The following is a 19,582-nucleotide window of genomic DNA, read 5'->3' on the forward strand; positions in this document are numbered from 1 at the left end:
GGGTTTTGGTTTGGTTTAACTAGGCTTTTGACGGCCTAAAGACCGACCTACAATTCATGATTAACCTTCTGATCTGGTGGGTTAACAAGGCTCTTCACTTACTACTTGGTAGATGGCTTTAGCCAATGTTTGCACCTGTTGTTGGCTAATAACATAAGGTGGCATTAAGTAAATAAGCTTACCAAAAGGTCTCACCCAAACACCTAGTTCGACGAACTTAGGTTGAATTTCATGTAGGTTAATCGCGTTTTTTAACTCTACAACTCCAATGCCGCCAAGGCAGCGGACTTCTTTTACTTGTTCGAGTTGTTCACATGGCTCCAGCGCTTCCTTCATCCATGTTTCTAGCTGAGATATTTTTTCTGGAATATTGTATTCGCTTAGAATGGATAAGCTGGCGTTGGCAGCGGAGCAGGCGAGAGGATTTCCCATGAAGGTTGGGCCATGCATGAATACGCCACCATTGTCGCTGATACCAAGTGCCACTTTATCATTTGTTAAAGTTGCGGCCAGCGTCATATAGCCGCCTGTTAACGCTTTGCCAACGCACATAATGTCGGGACAGATATTGGTGTGATCTGTGGCGAAAAGCTTGCCTGTACGGCCAAAACCTGTGGCAATTTCATCGAAAATTAACAAGATCTCGAATTCGTCACAAAGTGCTCGAATGTGATTTAAATAATCTGGATTATAAAAGCGCATACCGCCAGCATTTTGTACAACTGGCTCGATAATAAAGCCTGCTATGTGTTGGTGATTCTCTTCAATTGTCTTACGAATTTCGTCTAGATATTCGGCTTTTATTGGTTCGCTGAGGCCAGTTGGTGGTGGCGAGATAAAGAATTGTTGTGTCAGCGCACCAGTGAATAAATTGTGCATACCATTTTCAGGATCGCATACTGACATAGCTGCGAATGTATCACCATGGTAGCCGCTTTTGGGGGTAACAAAAAACTGCTTGTTAGGTTTGTCTTGAGTGTTCCAATATTGAATGGCCATTTTTAATGCCACTTCAACGGAAACAGAACCAGAGTCGGAGAAGAAAACACGTTGCAATTCAGTCGGTGTAATAGCGATTAGTTTTTCTGCGAGCTCGATAGCAGGTTTGTGGGTTAGGCCACCAAACATGACGTGAGAAACCTGTGATAATTGCGCTTGGATTGCGGCATTCATAGTTGGGTGATTGTAGCCGTGAATAACACTCCACCAAGAAGACATGCCATCGATCAGTGTGCGTCCGTCGCTTAAGGTTATTTCGCAGCCCGAAGCTTTTTCGACCAGAAAATGCGGGCTGGGTTTGCTCATTGATGTGTATGGATGCCACAGAAGTTGCTTGTCTAAGTCTAGATATTCTTGATCTGTTTTCATGATGTTCACCATTGCTTTGTTGGGGGCATAGTAAACAAAGGTGTCTTCTGTGGCTAGGCTGATATCTTTGCTTATGATTAGTATTCTTTATCTGGTGTTCGGGCAATGACCCAAATATCAACTCGTTCTGCGCCAGCTTTTAAGAGTAATTTAGTGCAATTTTCTATCGTACTTCCTGTGGTCATTACATCGTCAAATAAGGCGACATGCTTGGCTATAGGTCCATCAAGTTGATAGCTACTTTGAGGGCTTTTTAGTCTCTCTTTTCGGCTTAATGAGTGCTGAGCTTTAGTATTTTTGATTTTTTTGAGTGGGTTATGTTTAGGAAGAGTAGGGCATTTTTCACCCAGAAGCTCTTTGAGGTTTTTCCTTAATTGAGTGGCCATGGCTCTTGTTTGACAAAATCCGCGCTCTTTGATTCGGCTTGGATGGCTTGGTACATAGAGTATTTGTTCTGGCCAGCTCTCCGGTGGATATGATTCGATGAGGTGTTTGCTTAATCGATACATGAGTGGTCGTATGTAATGAGTTCCTTGATTGAATTTGATGCTGTGTATCAGGGTCTTTATGATGCCTTCGAATCGATAAGGAGCAATACATGTTCGATAAGGTGGAGGGTTGGTTTGGCATTGTCCACATGAAATACGGGTTCTATGAGTTGGGCGTTTGCAGTGCTGGCAGTACTTTAGGTTGGCTGGAAATCCTTCATGGCAGGGATGGCAGAGCGAGCTCTGGCATTTTATATTGCAGACATAGCACTGATTTAAAAATAACCTCTTGTAAACCTCTGATATTTTTGTTGTTGACAGTTTTTTCCAGTCCATTAGTATTGCTCCATTAATTTTTCTGGATCGAGGATACTATGTCTTTAAGTATGTCTACAAATACGTCTGTAGCGAATATGTCTATAAACAATATGAGCGCACCGCGTTTTGATTGGACTCATGCGGAAATAAAAGCACTGTTTGATTTACCCTTTATGGATTTGATGTTTCGAGCTCAGATTGTCCATAGAGAAAACTTTGCACCGAATGAAGTTCAAGTTAGTACGCTTTTATCGATTAAAACTGGCGCTTGTCCAGAAGATTGTAAGTACTGTCCGCAAAGTGGTCATTACAATACAGAACTTGAAAAAGAAAAGTTAATGGAAGTGCAAAAGGTGCTTGAAGAAGCAGCTTTGGCAAAAGAAAAAGGTGCAAGCCGTTTCTGTATGGGCGCGGCATGGAAGCATCCTTCCGAGAAAGATTTTCCTTATGTGCTTGAAATGATTAAGGGTGTTAAATCTTTAGGCTTAGAGTCTTGTGTGACGCTAGGTTCTTTAAATGATGATCAGGCGAAGCGCTTATCAGAAGTAGGTTTGGATTATTACAACCACAACCTAGATACCTCTGCTGAATTCTACGACAGCATTATTACCACTCGTACTTATCAAGATCGCTTGGATACGCTGTCTCGTGTTCGTGATTCAGGTATCAAACTTTGCTGTGGCGGCATTATGGGCATGGGTGAAGAGCAAAAAGATCGCGTAGGTCTGTTGCGTCAACTTTCTCAAATGACACCGCATCCGGAAAGTGTGCCAATCAATATGTTGGTTAAAGTTGAAGGGACGCCGCTAGAAAATGTTGATGATCTAGATACGTTTGAATTCATTCGTACGATTGCTGTAGCGCGTATTTTAATGCCTAAGTCGCATGTTCGATTGTCTGCTGGTCGACAAGGTATGAATGAACAAACTCAGGCCTTGTGCTTTATGGCGGGCGCCAACTCTATCTTCTACGGTGAAAAACTGTTAACAACTGGTAACCCCGAAGCCGATAAAGACATGGCGTTGTTTGCTAATCTGGGCATCAATCCAGAGAAGCGCGAAGAGCATTCAGATGCCGCGGTTGCCGAAGCCATTGCAGCGCAAGCAGTAAAACAAGAAGAGTCTAAGTTGTTTTATGAAGCCAGCGTCTAATACGCCGGACTGGGTATTGGCGGCGCTTGAAGAACGCCGCCAACAAGACTTAATGCGTCGTACCATTACGCTAGATAGTCCTCAAATTCCGCATACTCAAATACATTCTCAAGATTACACGGCATTTTGTTCAAACGATTATTTGGGCTTAGCTAATCATCCGAAGTTAATTAAGGCAATGAATAATACTGCTGAAATCTACGGTGTTGGTGGTGGATCTTCTCACTTGGTGTGTGGGCATTTAGCGCCTCATCAAGCGCTTGAAGAGGCCTTGGCGGATTGGCTTGGTTACGAGCGAGTCATGCTATTTAGTACTGGGTATATGGCGAACCTTGGCGTGATATCTGCGCTCGCGGATAAAAATCGCCCAGTGGTGCAAGATAAATTGAATCATGCTTCTTTAATAGATGGAGCCTTGTTGGCGCAAGCGCCTTTACGTCGCTATTTGCATGGTGACGTGGCGAGTGCACAAAAGTTGATTGCTAGATCTGCTCCGGGTGGTTTGTTAATCACCGATGGGGTTTTCAGCATGGATGGTGACATTGCGCCTTTAGCGGAATTATCTCAGTTGGCTAATCAATATGGATGGATGTTAATGGTAGATGATGCTCATGGGGTGGGGTGTCTTGGTGAAAACGGTAGAGGCTGTTTGGCGCTAGAGGGATTGAGCGCAACAAGTTTGCCTATCTTGGTTGGCACTTTTGGTAAGGCGTTTGGAACCGCTGGTGCGTTTGTAGCGACGTCCCATGATTATGCGGATTATCTCACCCAGTTTGCTCGTCCCTATGTTTATACTACAGCCATGTCGCCAGCGATCGCAGGAGCCACTTTGGCTTCGTTGCAACTTATTCAGTCTGCAGAAGGTCAAGAACGACGAGATCGCTTAGCTCGGCATATTGCTTACTTTCGCCAAAGAGTTCAGTCGCTTCCGGTTGAATTGATGCCTTCAAATACCGCTATTCAGCCGATTGTCATTGGCGATAGTAAAGCGGCGATTCAAATTAGTGAGCAATTAAAAACTCTTGGAATCTGGTGTACAGCAATTCGTCCACCGACAGTGCCGATAGGCAGTGCTCGTTTAAGAATTACCTTAAGTGCCGCCCACTCTGATGAAGATTTAGTGTTATTATGCGATTCACTCGAAAAAGTTTTAACAGCGAAACTTTTAAACGCAAAACGTTTAAATCCAAAGCGTTTAAATCCAAAGCGTTTAAATCCAAAGTAATAGAGGGACAGCATGCGAGCACGTATTGAAACAGAAGCTTTTGGAAACTCGTCTAATCAGTCTATTTTTATGGTCTCTGGTTGGGCAATGCCAAAAGAGGTTATGCGTTCTTTTGCTTTGCGTCTGAGTCAGCGTTTTTATGTTGTGGTGGCGAACTTGCCAGGTATTTCACTTGATGAACAATGGATTTCTCGCTCCCGCATTGGTCCTAATTACGATATCGCTGCCTTGTCTGAACAACTAATTGAAGTTGCTCCAAGAGAAGCGTGGTGGATTGGTTGGTCTCTGGGTGGGATGGTATCTGCTTATGTTGCCGCGCGTCGTTCTAGTCGAGTGCTTGGTTTGATTACCCTGTCGTCTTCCCCGAGCTTTATTAAACGAGAAAACTGGGAGGATGCGATGGCTGTCGAGGATTTTGATGCCTTTGCCGCCTTAGTTGAGCAGTCGCCAGAAGAAGGGCTTAAGCGTTTTGTTATGTTGCAGGCTAAAGGTGCGGATAATGAGCGAGCTTTGATTAAGCAATTACAGGCTTTTTTGCCAGTTAAAACGTTGAGTCGCCCCGCTCTGATTGGCGGACTTAGGTTGTTAAAGTCGTTGGATGTGCGTCGCGAATGGTCGCTTTTGGATCTTCCTAATCTACACCTATTGGGTGGCAAGGATGCGTTGGTTTCTAGTAAATCATTAGAGCAACAAGCTGATGTAAATCCTTTGCAGCAATGTGTTGTACTGTCAAATTGTGCACATCAGTCTTTTCTTGAAGATGAAGAGACTTGTGCGCGTCATATAGAAAACTTTATCGATGCTAATAACACCTGATATATCTGCGCTTAGCTACAAACGACAGCTAGCTAAGCGTTTTGATCGCGCTTCTCAATCCTATGATTCTTATGCTGACTTCCAAAAAATTGTACTAGAGCGTCTTTTAGCGATGTTGCCTTTAAATCAGGCTGATGTCGTACTTGATCTTGGTACAGGAACAGGTCAAGCGCTCGGAATCTTGTCTGAACAATTAAATCCTAAGTGCAGCATTGCGCTCGACTTGTCGCCACAGATGTTAGCAGTGGCAAATGAGCGTTTTTCTTCTTTGCACAACACACATTATGTTTGTGCGGATGCTGAACGACTGCCGCTTCAGGATAAGTCGTGTGATTTAGTGTTTTCGAGTCTTGCTATTCAGTGGTGTCTGAGTCCTTTAGATTTGTTTAAAGAGCTTTATCGCGTTACTAAGCCCGGTGGCTATGTGATTTTTTCAACGCTTTCACAAGGCTCTATGCTTGAAATTAGTAAAGCTTGGTTTGGTTTGGATAATAAAGAACATGTTCATCAATATATGGCATCGGATGCACTTTTAGATTGTATTCGCGCCTCTGGGTTGAACCTTTTGTCCTCCCAGTTATCAGATATTTCTATGTGGTTTGATTCACCTGAAAGTGCTATTTATTCATTGAAAAAAGTGGGCGCTAGTCTGATTGCTTCTGATGGGGATCAGTCGGTATCGCCAAGTAAGTGGAAGGCATTTTTGCTTGAGTATGAAAAACAGCGGAACGAATTCGGAATTCCGTTGAGTTATCAAGTTTCGTTTGTGGTGGCTCAACGGCCTATCAATATTCAGGAGTAATGGGTGAAAAAACGTTTTTTTGTAACTGGTATTGATACTGATGCTGGCAAAACTTATGTCACCGTCGGTTTGCTGAAGGCTGCTAAGCGAGCTGGACTGAAAGCGATCGGACTTAAGCCGATTGCGGCAGGCGCAGATCGAGTTGAAGGTAATTTGCGTAATGATGACGCCTTACTTATTCAGCAGGCGAGCAGTGTCAAATTGGCCTATGAACAAGTTAATCCGGTTGTCTTAGAGGAGGCTATTGCACCTCATATTGCGGCAATGAAAGAGGGGCGTTTGGTGACGGCTTCTCGGTTAGAAGGCTTTATAAAAGGCACATTGCTTACGCCCCATGACCTTGCTTTAGTTGAAGGGGCTGGTGGTTGGCGAGTTCCATTGAACGATAGAGAGTTTCTTTCTGGCGTGGCGAAGTCTCTAGGCTTTCCAGTTATTATGGTTGTTAATATGAAGCTGGGGTGTTTGAATCATGCGATATTAACCGCTGAAGCCATTGCTCGCGATGGTTTAGTTCTTGCTGGTTGGGTTGCCAATACAGGCGCAGAGAAAATGCCTTGTTATGAAGAGAATCTAGCGAGTCTTGCAGGAATGATATCCGCGCCATTATTAGGTACTTTGCCTTGGTGTGAAAAAGAGCTTGATTCGGAGCTGGTGTTTGATGATCTGTTGCTTAAGTTGTAGTTTTTACATCATGAAATACAGTGTAAATGCTTGAAAGTAAGCGGTAACAACGCATTATAATAGAGTGACAGTGAAAGTTGCTTATTTTTAAGGTTGAGGTGGTAATGTGAAAGCTTGGTTATGCGGTCTTGATGACGAAGAAATTTCGAGTGTTTCCAGTATCTTGACCTTTATTGGAATTGAGCATGGCACCTCATTGACAGCGTTTCATTTGCCCGACTTTGTTGTGTTGGGTAAGTCTGTGCGGTCTTTTGAGTTGGATGAGATGATTCCTGTTATTTCACTTTGTGAATCAATGGATGTTGTCGGAGATTATAATGTTTGGTTTTGCCCGCTACCTTGGCGTTCTCAAACTCTTTCTTCGGTGCTTAAAGAAATAAAACAATTACATACTTTTCCCCAAGCGTCTGGTGTGAATTTGAATTTACATGTTCGCCATCTAGAAGCGCTTCTTATTCGTCAAGCTTTGGTGTCTACTCAAGGTGTGGTTTCTAAAGCTGCGCAAAATCTACAAATTCAACGTACAACGCTTATCGAAAAAATGCGTCGCTATAATATTGATAAATCGGAGTTTTAGTGACAAAAGATGAAGAAATAGCGGAGCTAAAGACCGCATTTAAAGCGTTTTCCGAATCTTCTGATGTATTGGCAAAATCCTATCTCGATCTTCAGCAAGAAGTCGTTCGATTATACGAGCAGCTGGAAAAGTCTGAGCAAGATAAGCGCCAAGAGCAAGATAAAAACCGTATCTTGGTGTTGCAGTTTCAGCAACTTTTTGAATCCATGCCAGTTGGTGTTTTGTTGCTGAATGAAGAAGGGTTGGTCGTTATGGCCAATCCGGTAGCAGATCGTCTATTCAATTTGCCATTAGTTGGCCAGTCGTGGGGATCTATTGTGCCGCTGAGCTTTCGACCTCAGGAAGACGATGGTCATGATGTGAGTATGGCAAGTGGGCGTCGTGTTCGAGTAGAAACTGCTTCACTCGGCAATGTGCCTGGGCAATTAGTGATTCTCGTAGACTTAACAGAAGCCTATTTGCTACAGAAAAAGCTGAGTCATCACGAGCGATTATCTAATATGGGTAAAATGGTCGCGGCGTTGGCGCATCAAATTAGAACGCCTTTATCTTCTGCTACACTCTACGCTGGTCATTTACAGAAGCCAGACTTAGCACCTGTTATGCGTCAGACATTTGCTAATAAGTTAGTGGATAGATTGGCAAATATTGAAAAACAAATTCGGGATATGTTGATTTTTTCCCGTAGTGAAATAAAGCTGGATGAAACCGTTGGTGTTTCAGCTTTTATCAAAGAGTTAACCAATCATTGCCAAGAGATTTGCGATCAAAAAAATATGCAACTTGAAGTATCTGGAGCCTCTTTTTTGGCGACAGATTGTATTCAATGTAATAAAGAAACATTATTAGGGGCTTTATTGAATCTTTTGAATAATGCGGTGGATGCACAATCAGCAGGTGATGCGGTGCAACTTGATTGGCGCAATAATGACGGCTATGTGACACTGACGTTCAAAGATCGTGGAGTGGGTATGTCGAAAGCGCATTTAGAGCATGTTCAAGAAGGCTTTGTGACAACAAAACAACATGGAACTGGGTTGGGCTTGATGGTTGTTAAAGCCATTGCAAGAGCTCATCATGGGCAATTTGAAATAGACAGTATAGAGGGCGCTGGTACAACCGCCAGTTTGACGCTTCCTCTTGTAAGGGTATGACATGTCTGAAGTTAAGTTATTAATTGTAGAAGACGATAAAGGTCTTGCTGAGGCGTTGGAAGATACGCTGATGTTGGCGAGTTACCAGTGCAAAATAGTGTACAGTTCTGAAGAAGCTGTGGTTGCATTGAAACATAGCTTATTTGATATGGTGATATCAGATGTGAACTTGCCTGGCATGGATGGTTATGGTTTGTTGCATCATGTTATTGATACATACCCAGAATTACCCATGATGTTGATGACAGCTTATGGCGATATTGCTCATGCAGTGGAAGCGATGCGTGATGGTGCTGTTGATTATTTATTGAAGCCTTTTCAAGAAGAAGAGTTGTTGAATGCCATAGCAAAATACACTGTAAAAGAAGCGCCATCTGCAAATCCTCAGCCTATCGCAAAAGACCCATCTAGTATTGCTTTATTAGAATTGGCAAAACGTGTTGCTGTGACCGATTCGACAGTATTGATTTGTGGCGAAAGTGGTACAGGTAAAGAAGTGCTTGCTCACTACATTCATCAGAATTCTAGTCGACCTCATGCACCTTTTGTCGCGATTAACTGCGCGGCGATTCCTGAAAATATGTTAGAGGCGATCCTTTTTGGTTATGAAAAGGGAGCTTATACAGGTGCAGTATCTTCGCAAGCAGGTAAGTTTGAGCAAGCTAATGGTGGTACTTTGCTACTGGATGAAATTACCGAGATGGATGTCGGCTTGCAAGCTAAACTGCTGCGCGTTTTGCAAGAGCAGGAAGTGGAACGTCTTGGGGGTAAAAAATCTATTCCTTTAGATGTTCGAATTATAGCGACGACTAACAGGGATCTAGCTGATTATGTACGTGACGGTGGTTTCAGAGAAGATTTGTATTACCGGTTAAATGTTTTTCCATTGCGTTGGCTGCCTATTCGTGAGCGTAAAGGTGATATTTTGCCAGTTGCTCTGCATTTACTTGCGAAGCATTCCGCTAAGATGCGAATTACGGGCGCAACGTTAAAGCCGTCGGCGCAAAGTAAGCTAGAGGCTCACCCTTGGCCGGGTAATGTTCGTGAGCTTGACAACGTTATTCAACGTGCTTTGATTTTAAGCCCAAATGCGCAAATTAATGAAGACCATATTGCGTTTGATATGATGAGCTTAGCTCCTGTAGTTGCTGAATCCATAGTGGCAGAAGACAGTGCGGCTTCAATTCTAGGTAAGGGGGTTCAGCAACATGAATTTCGTATCATTGCGCAAGCATTGGTGGATGCAAATGGCAAACGTAAACTTGTTGCAGATAAATTGGGGATTAGCCCTAGAACTTTACGCTATAAAATCGCTAAAATGCGTGAAAGTGGCATAGACGTTGATTGATTTTTGTATCTTGTTTTAATTAGCTTTATGCTAAGCTGTGTATTAACGATATGTTAAGTCGTATAAATGTGATTTTTAGGTGAATAACATGATTTCTGGTCGACCAGACATTAATCAGGTGTTGTCCCAAATGAGGGATATGCGGTCGCAGGTTCAGGCGCCGAGTCCCCCTGTGTCTAATGTTGCCAAGGTAGGCGGTGAGAGCGAAGGGAACCAGACTGTAGAGCGTGCAGATTTCGCAGAAATGCTGAAAAATGCAGTTAATAATGTAAATGCTTTGCAAAAGGAATCTACACAATTAGCCCAATCTTATGAACGTGGTGACGAAGGGGTTGATTTGCCTCAAGTTATGATTGGTCTGCAAAAATCTAGTGTGTCATTTGAAGCAATGACTCAGGTGCGTAATAAACTTGTAGACGCGTATGAAAAAATCATGAATATGCCGATTTAGGCATAATAAACCGCTTGGCGCTTTTTAATGGATAATGTCCCTGCAGAACAATCGGAGCAAAAGCTCTATTTAGAGTTAGTTACTGGCTTTAATAAGCTGACGGTGATTCGTCAGCTTGCATTAATGGTCGGTTTGGCCGCATCCATAGCAATTGGTTTGGCGGCGGTTTTATGGAGCAACGGTCCAGATTACAAGCCTGTATTAAGTAGTATTACCGATTACAATGCCGACCAAATCGTAGAAATCCTCAGTGTAAATAATATTCCTTTTAAATTAGATCAAAATACAGGCGCTTTGCTTGTTGAATCTGATTTTTACCATCAAGCTCGTCTTAAATTAGCTGGCTCCGGCATTGTTTCCGACAATATTGTTGGCATGGAAATAATGGATCAGGAGCAAGGTCTTGGTACCTCTCAATTCGTTGAAACAACGCGTTATAGACGAGGTCTTGAAGGTGAGTTAAGCCGAACCATTTCCAGCCTACAAAGCATTAAAAGTGCTAGAGTGCATTTGGCAATACCAAAGGAGTCGGTTTTTGTGCGTGATACACGAAAGCCGTCTGCTTCTGTGTTTTTGGAGCTTTATCCCGGAAGGCGTTTGGATAAGAGTCAAGTAGAAGCTATTGTGAATTTGGTGGCTTCTAGTATTTCTCAGCTGAGCGATAAGGATGTCACTGTTGTTGATCAGCGCGGTACTTTGTTGACAGAAAAAGATTCTGACTCTGAATTATCTGTTGCTGGTAAACAGTTTGATTACGCTCGTAAAGTTGAAGAGGTGTTGCTGCAGCGAGTGAATAATATTCTCGGACCTGTTATCGGTCAGGGGCGTTTTAAAGCAGAAGTGTCTGCTGATGTCGATTTCACTGCTGTTGAAAAAACTAATGAGCAATATAATCCTGATTTATTAGCTTTGCGTAGTGAGCAGACCTTAAGAGAAAATAGAAGCGCAGGCACGAATGCAAGTGGTATTCCGGGAGCCTTGACTAATCAGCCTCCTGGTGCAGTGACTATTCCAGAAGCTGTAGATGAAAACGGTGCTCCAATAGGTGGGAATTCAGCAGCTAAAAACGGTCAATCTCGTGAAGAAACAACACGTAACTTTGAGTTAGATCGAAGTATTAGTTATACCAAACGCCAACAAGGTATGGTGAGACGCTTGTCTGTTGCTGTTGTTGTTGATGATTTAATGAGTTTGAATCCAGATACCGCAGCCATTGTAAGAACGCCTTGGAATGATGATGAGTTGGGGCGCTTAACCTTATTGGTTCGCGATGCCGTGGGGTATGATCCATCACGTGGTGATAGTGTAAGTGTGATTAATTCACCTTTTGCTTTACCTGATCCTGAAGAACCTGTTGTTGAGTTGCCATTCTACCAACAGGCATGGTTCCTAGGGTTAATACAACCTACATTGGTTGGTATATTTGTTCTTATCTTGTTGCTAGTGGTTGTTCGCCCAATTTTGAAAACCCTTAGTGAGCAGAATAAAATTGCGGTTACTGAAGACACTGAGGCTGCTATATTCTCTGATGAAACGGATGAAATATCAGACGATCAAGTGTCTCTTGTTAGTGCAGAAGATATATTGGTGCCTGGTTCTCCTGAAAAAATTGATCGCCAATTAAATGCAATTCGCGGTTTGATAGCGGAAGAACCAGAGCGTGTTGCTCAAGTCGTTAAACAATGGGTAATGGAAAGCAAATGAGTGATACAAACCAAGGTACAGAATTAAGTTCGGTTCAAAAAGCAGCAGTGCTTTTGATGTCGCTTGGTGAATCTGATGCTGCGCAAATACTTAAGCATATGGGGCCGAAAGAGGTTCAGCGAATTGGTCAGACGATGGCACAACTGTCTAATATTCAACGCCATCAAGTGGAAAAAGTACTAGATGATTTCTTAGTATTGGTCGGTGATCAAACCGGTTTGGGTCTTGGTGCCGATGGTTATATTCGTAACATGCTCAGAGAGGCGCTTGGTGAAGAAAAAGCTGGCAGCTTGATTGATCGAATTCTGCTGGGCGGAAATACAACGGGCCTTGATACGCTTAAATGGATGGAATCACGTGCCGTTGCTGACGTTATTCGTTATGAGCACCCGCAAATTCAAGCAATTGTTATTTCGTATTTAGACCCAGATCAGGCAGCTGACATCTTAGCAAACTTTGATGAGCGAGTGCGTTTGGATATCGTGTTACGCGTGGCGGCATTAGAAACGGTTCAGCCTGCGGCCTTACAAGAATTGAATAACATTCTTGAGCGTCAGTTCTCTGGTAATAATTCAACACAGTCAACGACCATTGGTGGTATTCGTACCGCAGCCAATATCATGAACTTTATTGATAGTTCAGTAGAATCTGAGTTGATGGAGTCTATTCGTGATGTTGATGAGGACTTGGCAAATACTATTCAAGATTTGATGTTTGTTTTTGACAACTTATTAGACGTTGATGACCGTGGTATTCAGATCATTCTTCGTGAAGTGGAATCTGAGACCTTAATCCTTGCGTTGAAAGGTGCGGATCCAGATATGCAAGATAAAGTCTTCAAGAATATGTCGTCTCGTGCCGCGGATATGCTGAAAGATGATCTAGAAGCGAAAGGTCCAGTGCGGGTAAGTGAAGTAGAAGTAGCTCAAAAAGAAATACTGGCTGTTGCCAGACGCCTTGCTGATAACGGAGAAATTGTTCTCGGTGGCGGCGGTGAGCAGATGGTTTAGTTAGAATATGTCTGATCAAAAACAGGATAAAGGCGAGCGTAAGCTGACTGCTTATGAACGCTGGGAACTTCCTCACCTTGAGAATAATAAGCCAAATACTAGTTCTGGTCCTGCGCTTCTTATTCAGAAAAATACATCTTTTACTACTGAAGAAGTGGATGAAGACTCTTTGATTTACGAGCCTTTGACAGCTTCACAGTTAGAAGAAATTCGTTCTGCCGCCTACGATGAAGGTTTTATTCAAGGCGAAGAAGAAGGACATAAAAAGGGTCATTCTGATGGCTTCGCCAAAGGTGAAGTGGATGGTTTTGAAAAAGGCCATGAAGAGGGGCGGTCAATAGGTATTGATGAAGGCTTGGCTCAGGCAAGAGCGGAAGCTCAGATCAAGTTGGAGGCGCTTGAAGCACTATTGGCGAATGTTGTTAAAGAAATAACATTGCCTCTAGAAGAAAGCCGTGCCGCTGCAGAAAATATCTTGTACCAATCGATGGCAAGAATTATTGAGAACGTCTGCCTTTCTAAAATGACTGAAGATGGTCACCAAGTTTTAAGAGAGCAGCTTACTAGAGTATTTGATGAAATAGGTGAATACGAAGGACGAGTCCGATTACGCCTTCATCCTGCAGATGTCACTATTTTGGATGAGCTTGGAATCAAAGATCGTTTAACCATTCAGCTAGAAACAGATGACTCACTTATTAATGGCGGTTTCGTTATTGATTCCAAATCCTTCCATATCGATGGGCGAGTTGAGCAGCGGTTAGAAGCTGTATGCGATGAGCTTCGTCATCTTTCCCTAACAGAGCAGGACTAACGCTCGTGTCCACCCTCGAAGAACGTTTAAATAAGCTCAGCCATGTCTCTTCTGTTTCCTTGCCACCTCAAATTGAGGGTAAGGTCACTCGTATGGTTGGTTTGACCATGGAGGCTGTGGGTTGTGTTGTAGCTCTTGGTGATCGTTGCTCGGTGCAAGTTCGTAAGGATCGCTGGGTTGAATCTGAAGTGGTGGGTTTTACCGGCGATTTAACTTATCTCATGCCAACGGAGGCCATTGAGGGGATTTCCCCTGGGGCGAGAGTACGTCCGTTACTAGGTGATAGTAAAATGCCGGTTGGTGATGAGTTGCTTGGTCGAGTAGTAAATGGGTTGGGTAAACCCTTGGATGGTAAGGGGCCGATTAAAACCAAAGATTCAGTGACTCTGCATGGTAATGTGATTAATCCATTACAGCGAAAGCCTATTTGCGAGCCTTTGGATGTTGGTATAAAAGCTATTAATAGTTTGCTAACCGTTGGTAAAGGTCAGCGTTTGGGGCTTTTTGCGGGTAGCGGTGTCGGTAAGAGTATGTTGCTCGGCATGATGACGAAATTTACCGAAGCGGACATTACAGTTGTTGGTTTGATCGGTGAGCGTGGACGAGAAGTAAAAGAGTTTATTGATCAAATACTGGGTGAGGAAGGGCTTTCTCGTTCGGTTGTTGTCGCGTCTCCTGCCGATGATTCTGCATTAATGCGATTGCGTGCTGCTATGCTGGCAACTCGGATTGCTGAGTATTATCGGGATCAGGGTAAAAACGTATTGTTGCTAATGGATTCTTTGACGCGATATGCGCAAGCCCAGCGAGAAATTGCTCTGTCTGTTGGTGAGCCGCCCGCAACAAAAGGCTATCCGCCTTCAGTATTTTCTAAACTTCCTCAACTGGTAGAGCGTGCTGGTAATGGTTGTGAAGGTAGTGGTTCTGTCACCGCTTTTTATACCGTGTTGACTGAAGGTGATGATCAGCAAGATCCTATTGCGGATGCGTCGCGTGCGATTCTTGATGGACATATTGTATTGTCTCGTCGTTTGGCGGAAGAAGGTCATTATCCCGCTATTGATATTGAAGCCTCAATCTCTCGAGCTATGCCGCACATTGTCAGTGAAGATCACTTATATGGTGCTATGCGAGTGAAGCAGTTGTATTCTAAATTTCAGCAGAATCAAGATCTTATTTCGGTTGGTGCTTACGCAAGGGGCAGTGACCCTGACTTGGACCAGGCGATCATACAGATGCCTGAAATCCGAAGTTTTCTACAGCAGTCACTTACTGAAAGTTTTACGATTGACCAGAGTTTGCAGGCCCTTGTTACAGCAATGACTAAAGGGCAGTAGACGATTGCAGGTAAAAACGTCTACTATTTAGCTAGTTTCTGAATGGGTCATGCATGAAAAAATCACATCGAATGCAGATATTAGTTGATCTTGCTAAACGCAAAGAAGATTCGGCTGCGCAGCAGTTGGCTCGCGATAAAGCGAAAGTGCAGTATGATGAACAAAAGTTAAATGAGTTGCGGGAGTATGCTGGTCAATATGAATCTGAGCGTAATTTACTTGGTTTGAGTGCTTATTTAACGACGAATTATCAGCATTTTGTGGACCGTGTTCAGCAAGCGATTGTGCAGCAAGAAGCGGCGGTAGGTCGATCCGAACAGCAAGCGGATATGAGTATGCGTCGATGGTTGCAAGCTCGTTCTAAAACTAAAAGTATGGATTGGCTAAAAGAAAAAAACCACAAAGCGGAATTGGTTGTTGAAGCAAAACAGGAGCAACGTCAAAGCGATGAGTTCGCCATGCGCCGTTTTTTGGACAATATGCGATAGCGTTTTAAGTGCTATTTTGTACAGCAACTTGGCTTATTGTTAGGATTAAATATGGCGCGATTGGATAATGGACTAATTGATTTGTCTTTGCCTATTTCTAACATAGAAATAGCTTTGCATGATTATGTCTATCACCCTCGGCGCGGCTTAGAAAAACTTCAGTCTGCTCTACTTTCCTTACAAGAAATCTGTCAATCAAGCGTAGTTCATGCTCTCTATAATCGGCGTCTGAGCTCTTTCTTAGCCGCAGTCGATGAGCTCTTAATATCTGGTTCTCCTTATTTTAGTCACTACCATTCCGCGTTTTTATCTGCTACCGATGCGCTTTTGCAAGTGGCTATGGCTGGTCAATTTGCAGCTGATCGCTCACAACAGTTAGACGGCCTTTTGTCTACTGATCGTTCTTGTTGGGCTTTGGTAATGTCTATCGCGGATGAAAAAGATGTTTCGTTAATATATCGGAATTACGAAGCGCGATTAGATCCTACTCAACTTAATGTGATGAGTGTGGATGCTTATTTAGAGGCGTTCTCTAGTGCTGGACGTGTATCGTTTCAGCTTGATTCAGTGAAAGGTTCTCGCTTAAGAGGTCGTTTTTTATTGATAAGTGTGCAGACATTAGTTTGGCTTAAAAGGAGATTTCCTTCACTTCAATGGCAAGTCCTGTCTATTAATGAAAAAGAACCATTACGAGACTTGTGTGAATTGAGTTTTTTGCCACTGTTTCAAAATGGCACTATGTCTCGTGATACCCGCTACCGTCTTTTGGCTTTATTTGAAGATAGGTTCAAAGCGCTATTTTATCAGGTGTTTAGTTCTCTTTTTTCATTGGGCCTTACTCATGTGGATCAAGCTGGTCGTCTAGTTCCTAGTGTGAATAATGTAACGACTTTCGAGCAGGACGAACATTTCGCGTATTTCCCTATGCGTCATGGTGGATGTGTTTATATTGCTAGTCGCACTTTAGGGAATGTTGATCTTAAATACTCCTATGTGAAATGTTTAGGGCATGATTATTTATCCTATTTTTTGTATGAGATCGATACTTCCTTTGGACGATTTGCTTTTGATCAGCAAGAATGTTTTGGTCGTTATGATGTCAATGAAGGTGATTTCTTTTTAGACGGAGAGTCTTTTTGGTTTAGTCCAGAAGAGGGGGTTAGGGCCGAGTTGCTTTTAAATATGCCTTTGATGTTTTCTTATTGTACGGCTTTTTGTCAGTTGCCAGATGCTATCACTCAGGTGTTAATTGTTAAGCAAGGTGAGTTTTATTTTGCATTACCTTACTCCTTTCTTCGAGAGGTAGAAGCTGTTTGTTCTAAGATGTCAGCACCTCGTTCTTGGGTAAAAAATATTTGGTTAAGTCAGGCTGATACTCCGTTATTAGAGCCGTGGTTATTGAGTAAAAAGGTGTTGCCTCTGTCCTATGCTTGGTCAGAAAAAAATAAATCAACATATCCTTCTAAGAATGGTTATTATTTTGGAAAGGCCTATGGCAGGATGTTTTGGGTAGAGGCAGATTTGATACTGGCGTTATTGCCTTATAAGGCATCTTCTTCAGTGGCTTGTTTTGAGAATGATGAACTTTGTTTGGCATCATTTTTTATTCATGATGGGCGAAGTTTTGACAAGGTAATTTCAGCTTTTCCTTTTTCTGGAGGGGCTGGTTTTTCGGTTGAGAAGGTGGCTTTTTCAGTCATTCTTGAGTGGATGACTGAGTCAGTTGTCTTACCTTTCTCTTCTTTTGAGTGGTCTGCCACATTCACTGATAGTAACTGCATTCGTGAGTTTTCTTTGTCTTCTAAAGGCGTGGTTGATGGTTGTGAAGATAAAGTAAGTCGTCTTGCGTCTTTGCAAGATGATTGTTTTGTTATTGATAAGAAAAATTATTTATCCTTTGTTGCTGGCTTTTGCCATCTTCATCATTAGCTTGAAAGTGATTATTGACTATGAATACACTACATTCACCGTTTGGTGCTCCAAGAAAAGAGCTGATTAGTGGCCTACAAAAAGGCGTTTTTGCCTTGTTATTTGTATTGCTACTCGCGTTCGCTGGTATGTATATGTTGATGAGCATTAATTTGGAAAAACAGAATGCTCAACAAGAAAAGTTGAGCGAGCTTTTGGGACTAGTTCATAGTGCAGAGGAACACTGGTTACAATGGTTGTTGGTTGGCGACCGTTTGATTTATAACAATGATAATAGTGCTAAAGCCCCTTCTTCTAGTCATTTGCATCAGATGTTAGTGAATGAATATCGCTTGATGAATAGCCATATTAGTGATTTTGAATTGACAGCTGGAGTCGATATTTCCGATTCATTGACCTTACTAGACTCTCTTTCATTGAAAGAGTTGGATGTATCGCCATTAACAGATTCGGAAAGGGATGCCGCTTATTCATCTTTTGAGCGCTTAGAGGCGATAGATGATGAGCTTTTGCAGATTAGCGTTAGTTTGGATTATGAGCGTCAAATTTTTGTCGATAGGTTGATTTGGGTTCCTGTTGCTATCTTTTTAATTTTAGCTTCTATTGTGATTATGTTAGCTGCTCAATTTGGTCGCCAATTACGCTCTGGTTTTTTGAGTTTGCACCATGTTATAGATCATCGTAAACATGGTCATGCGCTTGTGCTGCCTCCCCGTAAGATGATTGATGAGTTCACCGACTTGAGTCATTTGGTTGATAATGAATTAGCATCACGAGATTTTGATATTGATCAACAACGCGAAAACCTTAATTTGATTGAGAAAGCATTGTCTCAAGTAGATGACCCCTTTTTTGTTACAAATTATCAAGGTGACATTGCATGGCTGAGTGCTGGTGCTGAGAGGCTTTGGTTTAGGAATACACCATTATTTGAATCTCTATTTGGTATAGATTCAGGGCTAGATGACCCAATTGGTGAGCGTATTGCTGACTCTATTCTGTTTTCTGATCAAGATTTAAAGCTGAATTTGTCAGATGGGGTTTACTGGTTGAGTGTTCAGCATTTTATCTCTGACTTAGATGAAGATTTAAGTAGTTTGCAGAGACTTGTCTCTATACGAACTAAAGTGGATATAGCTGAGTTTGATATTTTGCACCACAGTTTGGCGTTATTGGAGAGAGATGTCTGGAATACCCCTATTCGACTATCAAGGCAGGATTCGCCCTATGCTGGCTTTGCTAAGTCTTTGGAAGCTCTTCGTAGAAAAGTAGTCATGCTTTTTGATAGTCTGAATGCATCCTCTGTGCAAACACATTCCCTTGAAAAAATTACTAAACTACAACAAATAGCATCCCTAATTGACGAAAAAACAGATCACAATGAGTCATCTGTAAACGATGTCGTAGTGATGAATGAAGCTCCACTTGAAGAGTTTCAAGTGGAATTAAATGACATGGCTTGGCTTTCTGAGCAAGTTCGAGATTCACTAATATTGGGTTATGAGTTAGTTTTGCAGCGCTTAGCTTTAGTCGAAAAGGACTTATCTTCTGATGTGTTCTTGTTGGGCGATGTTGATCGTTGTCTCAACGAAGTGAGGGCTGGAGTGTTAGCGAGTCTTGCTGCAACCGAAGGTGAAAGTGAGAAGGTTCGTCGTCGTTTTGCTATTGATATAGAACACGATATTAGTAAGGTTCAGGATCAGATTGAAGGTATGAAGTCTATGGCGGCTTCTACTCTTTCATTACTTGAGTCAGATCGAAGTGTTGGTGTGGCGCGTTTGGATAGAGCAAGAGAATCTGTTAATGAAATGATAGAGCGGATTCATGGTTTGATGTCTAAAACGTCAGTAAATATTTCGGAAAATAAAAGTGATGATGTATTTATAAAAAAATCTAGTAATGAGTGGGACGAGACTTAAAG

General features: G+C 42.5%; 18 protein-coding genes. 16 read left to right on the forward strand and 2 right to left on the reverse strand.

Translation table 11 applies throughout. The features are described 5' to 3' along the window. Positions 1 to 81: 81 nt before the first annotated feature. Positions 82 to 1,368, reverse strand: coding sequence for an adenosylmethionine--8-amino-7-oxononanoate transaminase (bioA, locus tag TY87_RS10615; RefSeq protein ID WP_100187068.1), 1,287 nt, complete (start codon positions 1,366 to 1,368; stop codon positions 82 to 84). Between the two features lie 77 nt (positions 1,369 to 1,445). Beyond that, positions 1,446 to 2,192 (reverse strand): ComF family protein, encoded by a 747-nt coding sequence (locus TY87_RS10620; RefSeq protein ID WP_100187069.1) that lies wholly within the window; start codon positions 2,190 to 2,192, stop codon positions 1,446 to 1,448. Positions 2,193 to 2,269: 77 nt separating this feature from the next. Between TY87_RS10620 and bioB the strand changes: the two genes are divergently transcribed. The 16 genes from bioB to TY87_RS10700 all read left to right on the forward strand — a co-directional run bounded on the left by bioB (position 2,270) and on the right by TY87_RS10700 (position 19,580). After that, positions 2,270 to 3,325 carry a biotin synthase BioB gene (gene bioB / locus TY87_RS10625; RefSeq protein ID WP_072841337.1) on the forward strand — a complete coding sequence of 352 codons (1,056 nt, stop codon included), beginning with the start codon at positions 2,270 to 2,272 and terminating at the stop codon, positions 3,323 to 3,325. Beyond that, the gene (gene bioF / locus TY87_RS10630; RefSeq protein WP_100187070.1) at positions 3,309 to 4,550 is read left to right on the forward strand and encodes an 8-amino-7-oxononanoate synthase; all 1,242 of its coding nucleotides are present in this window, start codon (positions 3,309 to 3,311) and stop codon (positions 4,548 to 4,550) included. Before bioB ends, bioF begins: the two co-directional genes overlap by 17 nt. Before the next feature lie 12 nt (positions 4,551 to 4,562). Beyond that, positions 4,563 to 5,366 carry an alpha/beta fold hydrolase gene (locus TY87_RS10635; RefSeq protein ID WP_100187071.1) on the forward strand — a complete coding sequence of 268 codons (804 nt, stop codon included), beginning with the start codon at positions 4,563 to 4,565 and terminating at the stop codon, positions 5,364 to 5,366. Then, positions 5,350 to 6,168, forward strand: coding sequence for a malonyl-ACP O-methyltransferase BioC (gene bioC / locus TY87_RS10640; protein ID WP_100187072.1), 819 nt, complete (start codon positions 5,350 to 5,352; stop codon positions 6,166 to 6,168). Before TY87_RS10635 ends, bioC begins: the two co-directional genes overlap by 17 nt. 3 nt (positions 6,169 to 6,171) lie before the next feature. Continuing rightward, positions 6,172 to 6,849: a dethiobiotin synthase gene (bioD, locus tag TY87_RS10645; protein ID WP_100187073.1), complete on the forward strand. Its 678-nt coding sequence runs from the start codon at positions 6,172 to 6,174 to the stop codon at positions 6,847 to 6,849. Positions 6,850 to 6,955: 106 nt separating this feature from the next. Beyond that, positions 6,956 to 7,426 (forward strand): helix-turn-helix domain-containing protein, encoded by a 471-nt coding sequence (locus TY87_RS10650; RefSeq protein ID WP_012071122.1) that lies wholly within the window; start codon positions 6,956 to 6,958, stop codon positions 7,424 to 7,426. Next, positions 7,426 to 8,580, forward strand: a complete 1,155-nt coding sequence (locus TY87_RS10655) for a sensor histidine kinase (protein WP_100187074.1) — start codon at positions 7,426 to 7,428, stop codon at positions 8,578 to 8,580. Before TY87_RS10650 ends, TY87_RS10655 begins: the two co-directional genes overlap by 1 nt. Position 8,581: 1 nt before the next feature. After that, positions 8,582 to 9,928, forward strand: coding sequence for a sigma-54-dependent transcriptional regulator (locus TY87_RS10660; protein WP_100187075.1), 1,347 nt, complete (start codon positions 8,582 to 8,584; stop codon positions 9,926 to 9,928). A gap of 88 nt (positions 9,929 to 10,016) precedes the next feature. Further along, positions 10,017 to 10,379 (forward strand): flagellar hook-basal body complex protein FliE, encoded by a 363-nt coding sequence (gene fliE / locus TY87_RS10665; protein WP_100187076.1) that lies wholly within the window; start codon positions 10,017 to 10,019, stop codon positions 10,377 to 10,379. 27 nt (positions 10,380 to 10,406) lie between these two features. Then, positions 10,407 to 12,083 carry a flagellar basal-body MS-ring/collar protein FliF gene (gene fliF / locus TY87_RS10670; RefSeq protein ID WP_100187077.1) on the forward strand — a complete coding sequence of 559 codons (1,677 nt, stop codon included), beginning with the start codon at positions 10,407 to 10,409 and terminating at the stop codon, positions 12,081 to 12,083. After that, positions 12,080 to 13,093, forward strand: a complete 1,014-nt coding sequence (gene fliG / locus TY87_RS10675) for a flagellar motor switch protein FliG (protein ID WP_072841251.1) — start codon at positions 12,080 to 12,082, stop codon at positions 13,091 to 13,093. The genes fliF and fliG overlap by 4 nt, the downstream gene beginning before the upstream one ends. Positions 13,094 to 13,100: 7 nt before the next feature. Next, positions 13,101 to 13,907 carry a FliH/SctL family protein gene (locus tag TY87_RS10680; RefSeq protein WP_100187078.1) on the forward strand — a complete coding sequence of 269 codons (807 nt, stop codon included), beginning with the start codon at positions 13,101 to 13,103 and terminating at the stop codon, positions 13,905 to 13,907. Between the two features lie 5 nt (positions 13,908 to 13,912). Next, positions 13,913 to 15,244, forward strand: a complete 1,332-nt coding sequence (fliI, locus tag TY87_RS10685; RefSeq protein WP_072841253.1) for a flagellar protein export ATPase FliI — start codon at positions 13,913 to 13,915, stop codon at positions 15,242 to 15,244. Between the two features lie 53 nt (positions 15,245 to 15,297). Then, entirely contained in the window at positions 15,298 to 15,732 is a 435-nt protein-coding gene (gene fliJ, locus TY87_RS10690; protein WP_100187079.1) for a flagellar export protein FliJ, read from the forward strand. A 51-nt stretch (positions 15,733 to 15,783) separates the two neighbouring features. After that, the gene (locus TY87_RS10695; RefSeq protein ID WP_100187080.1) at positions 15,784 to 17,661 is read left to right on the forward strand and encodes a hypothetical protein; all 1,878 of its coding nucleotides are present in this window, start codon (positions 15,784 to 15,786) and stop codon (positions 17,659 to 17,661) included. Positions 17,662 to 17,681: 20 nt separating this feature from the next. After that, entirely contained in the window at positions 17,682 to 19,580 is a 1,899-nt protein-coding gene (locus TY87_RS10700; RefSeq protein ID WP_100187081.1) for a hypothetical protein, read from the forward strand. Positions 19,581 to 19,582: the final 2 nt, after the last annotated feature.

It is taken from the genome of Marinomonas sp. BSi20584 (assembly GCF_002792415.1).
Taxonomy (GTDB): Bacteria; Pseudomonadota; Gammaproteobacteria; order Pseudomonadales; family Marinomonadaceae; genus Marinomonas; species Marinomonas polaris.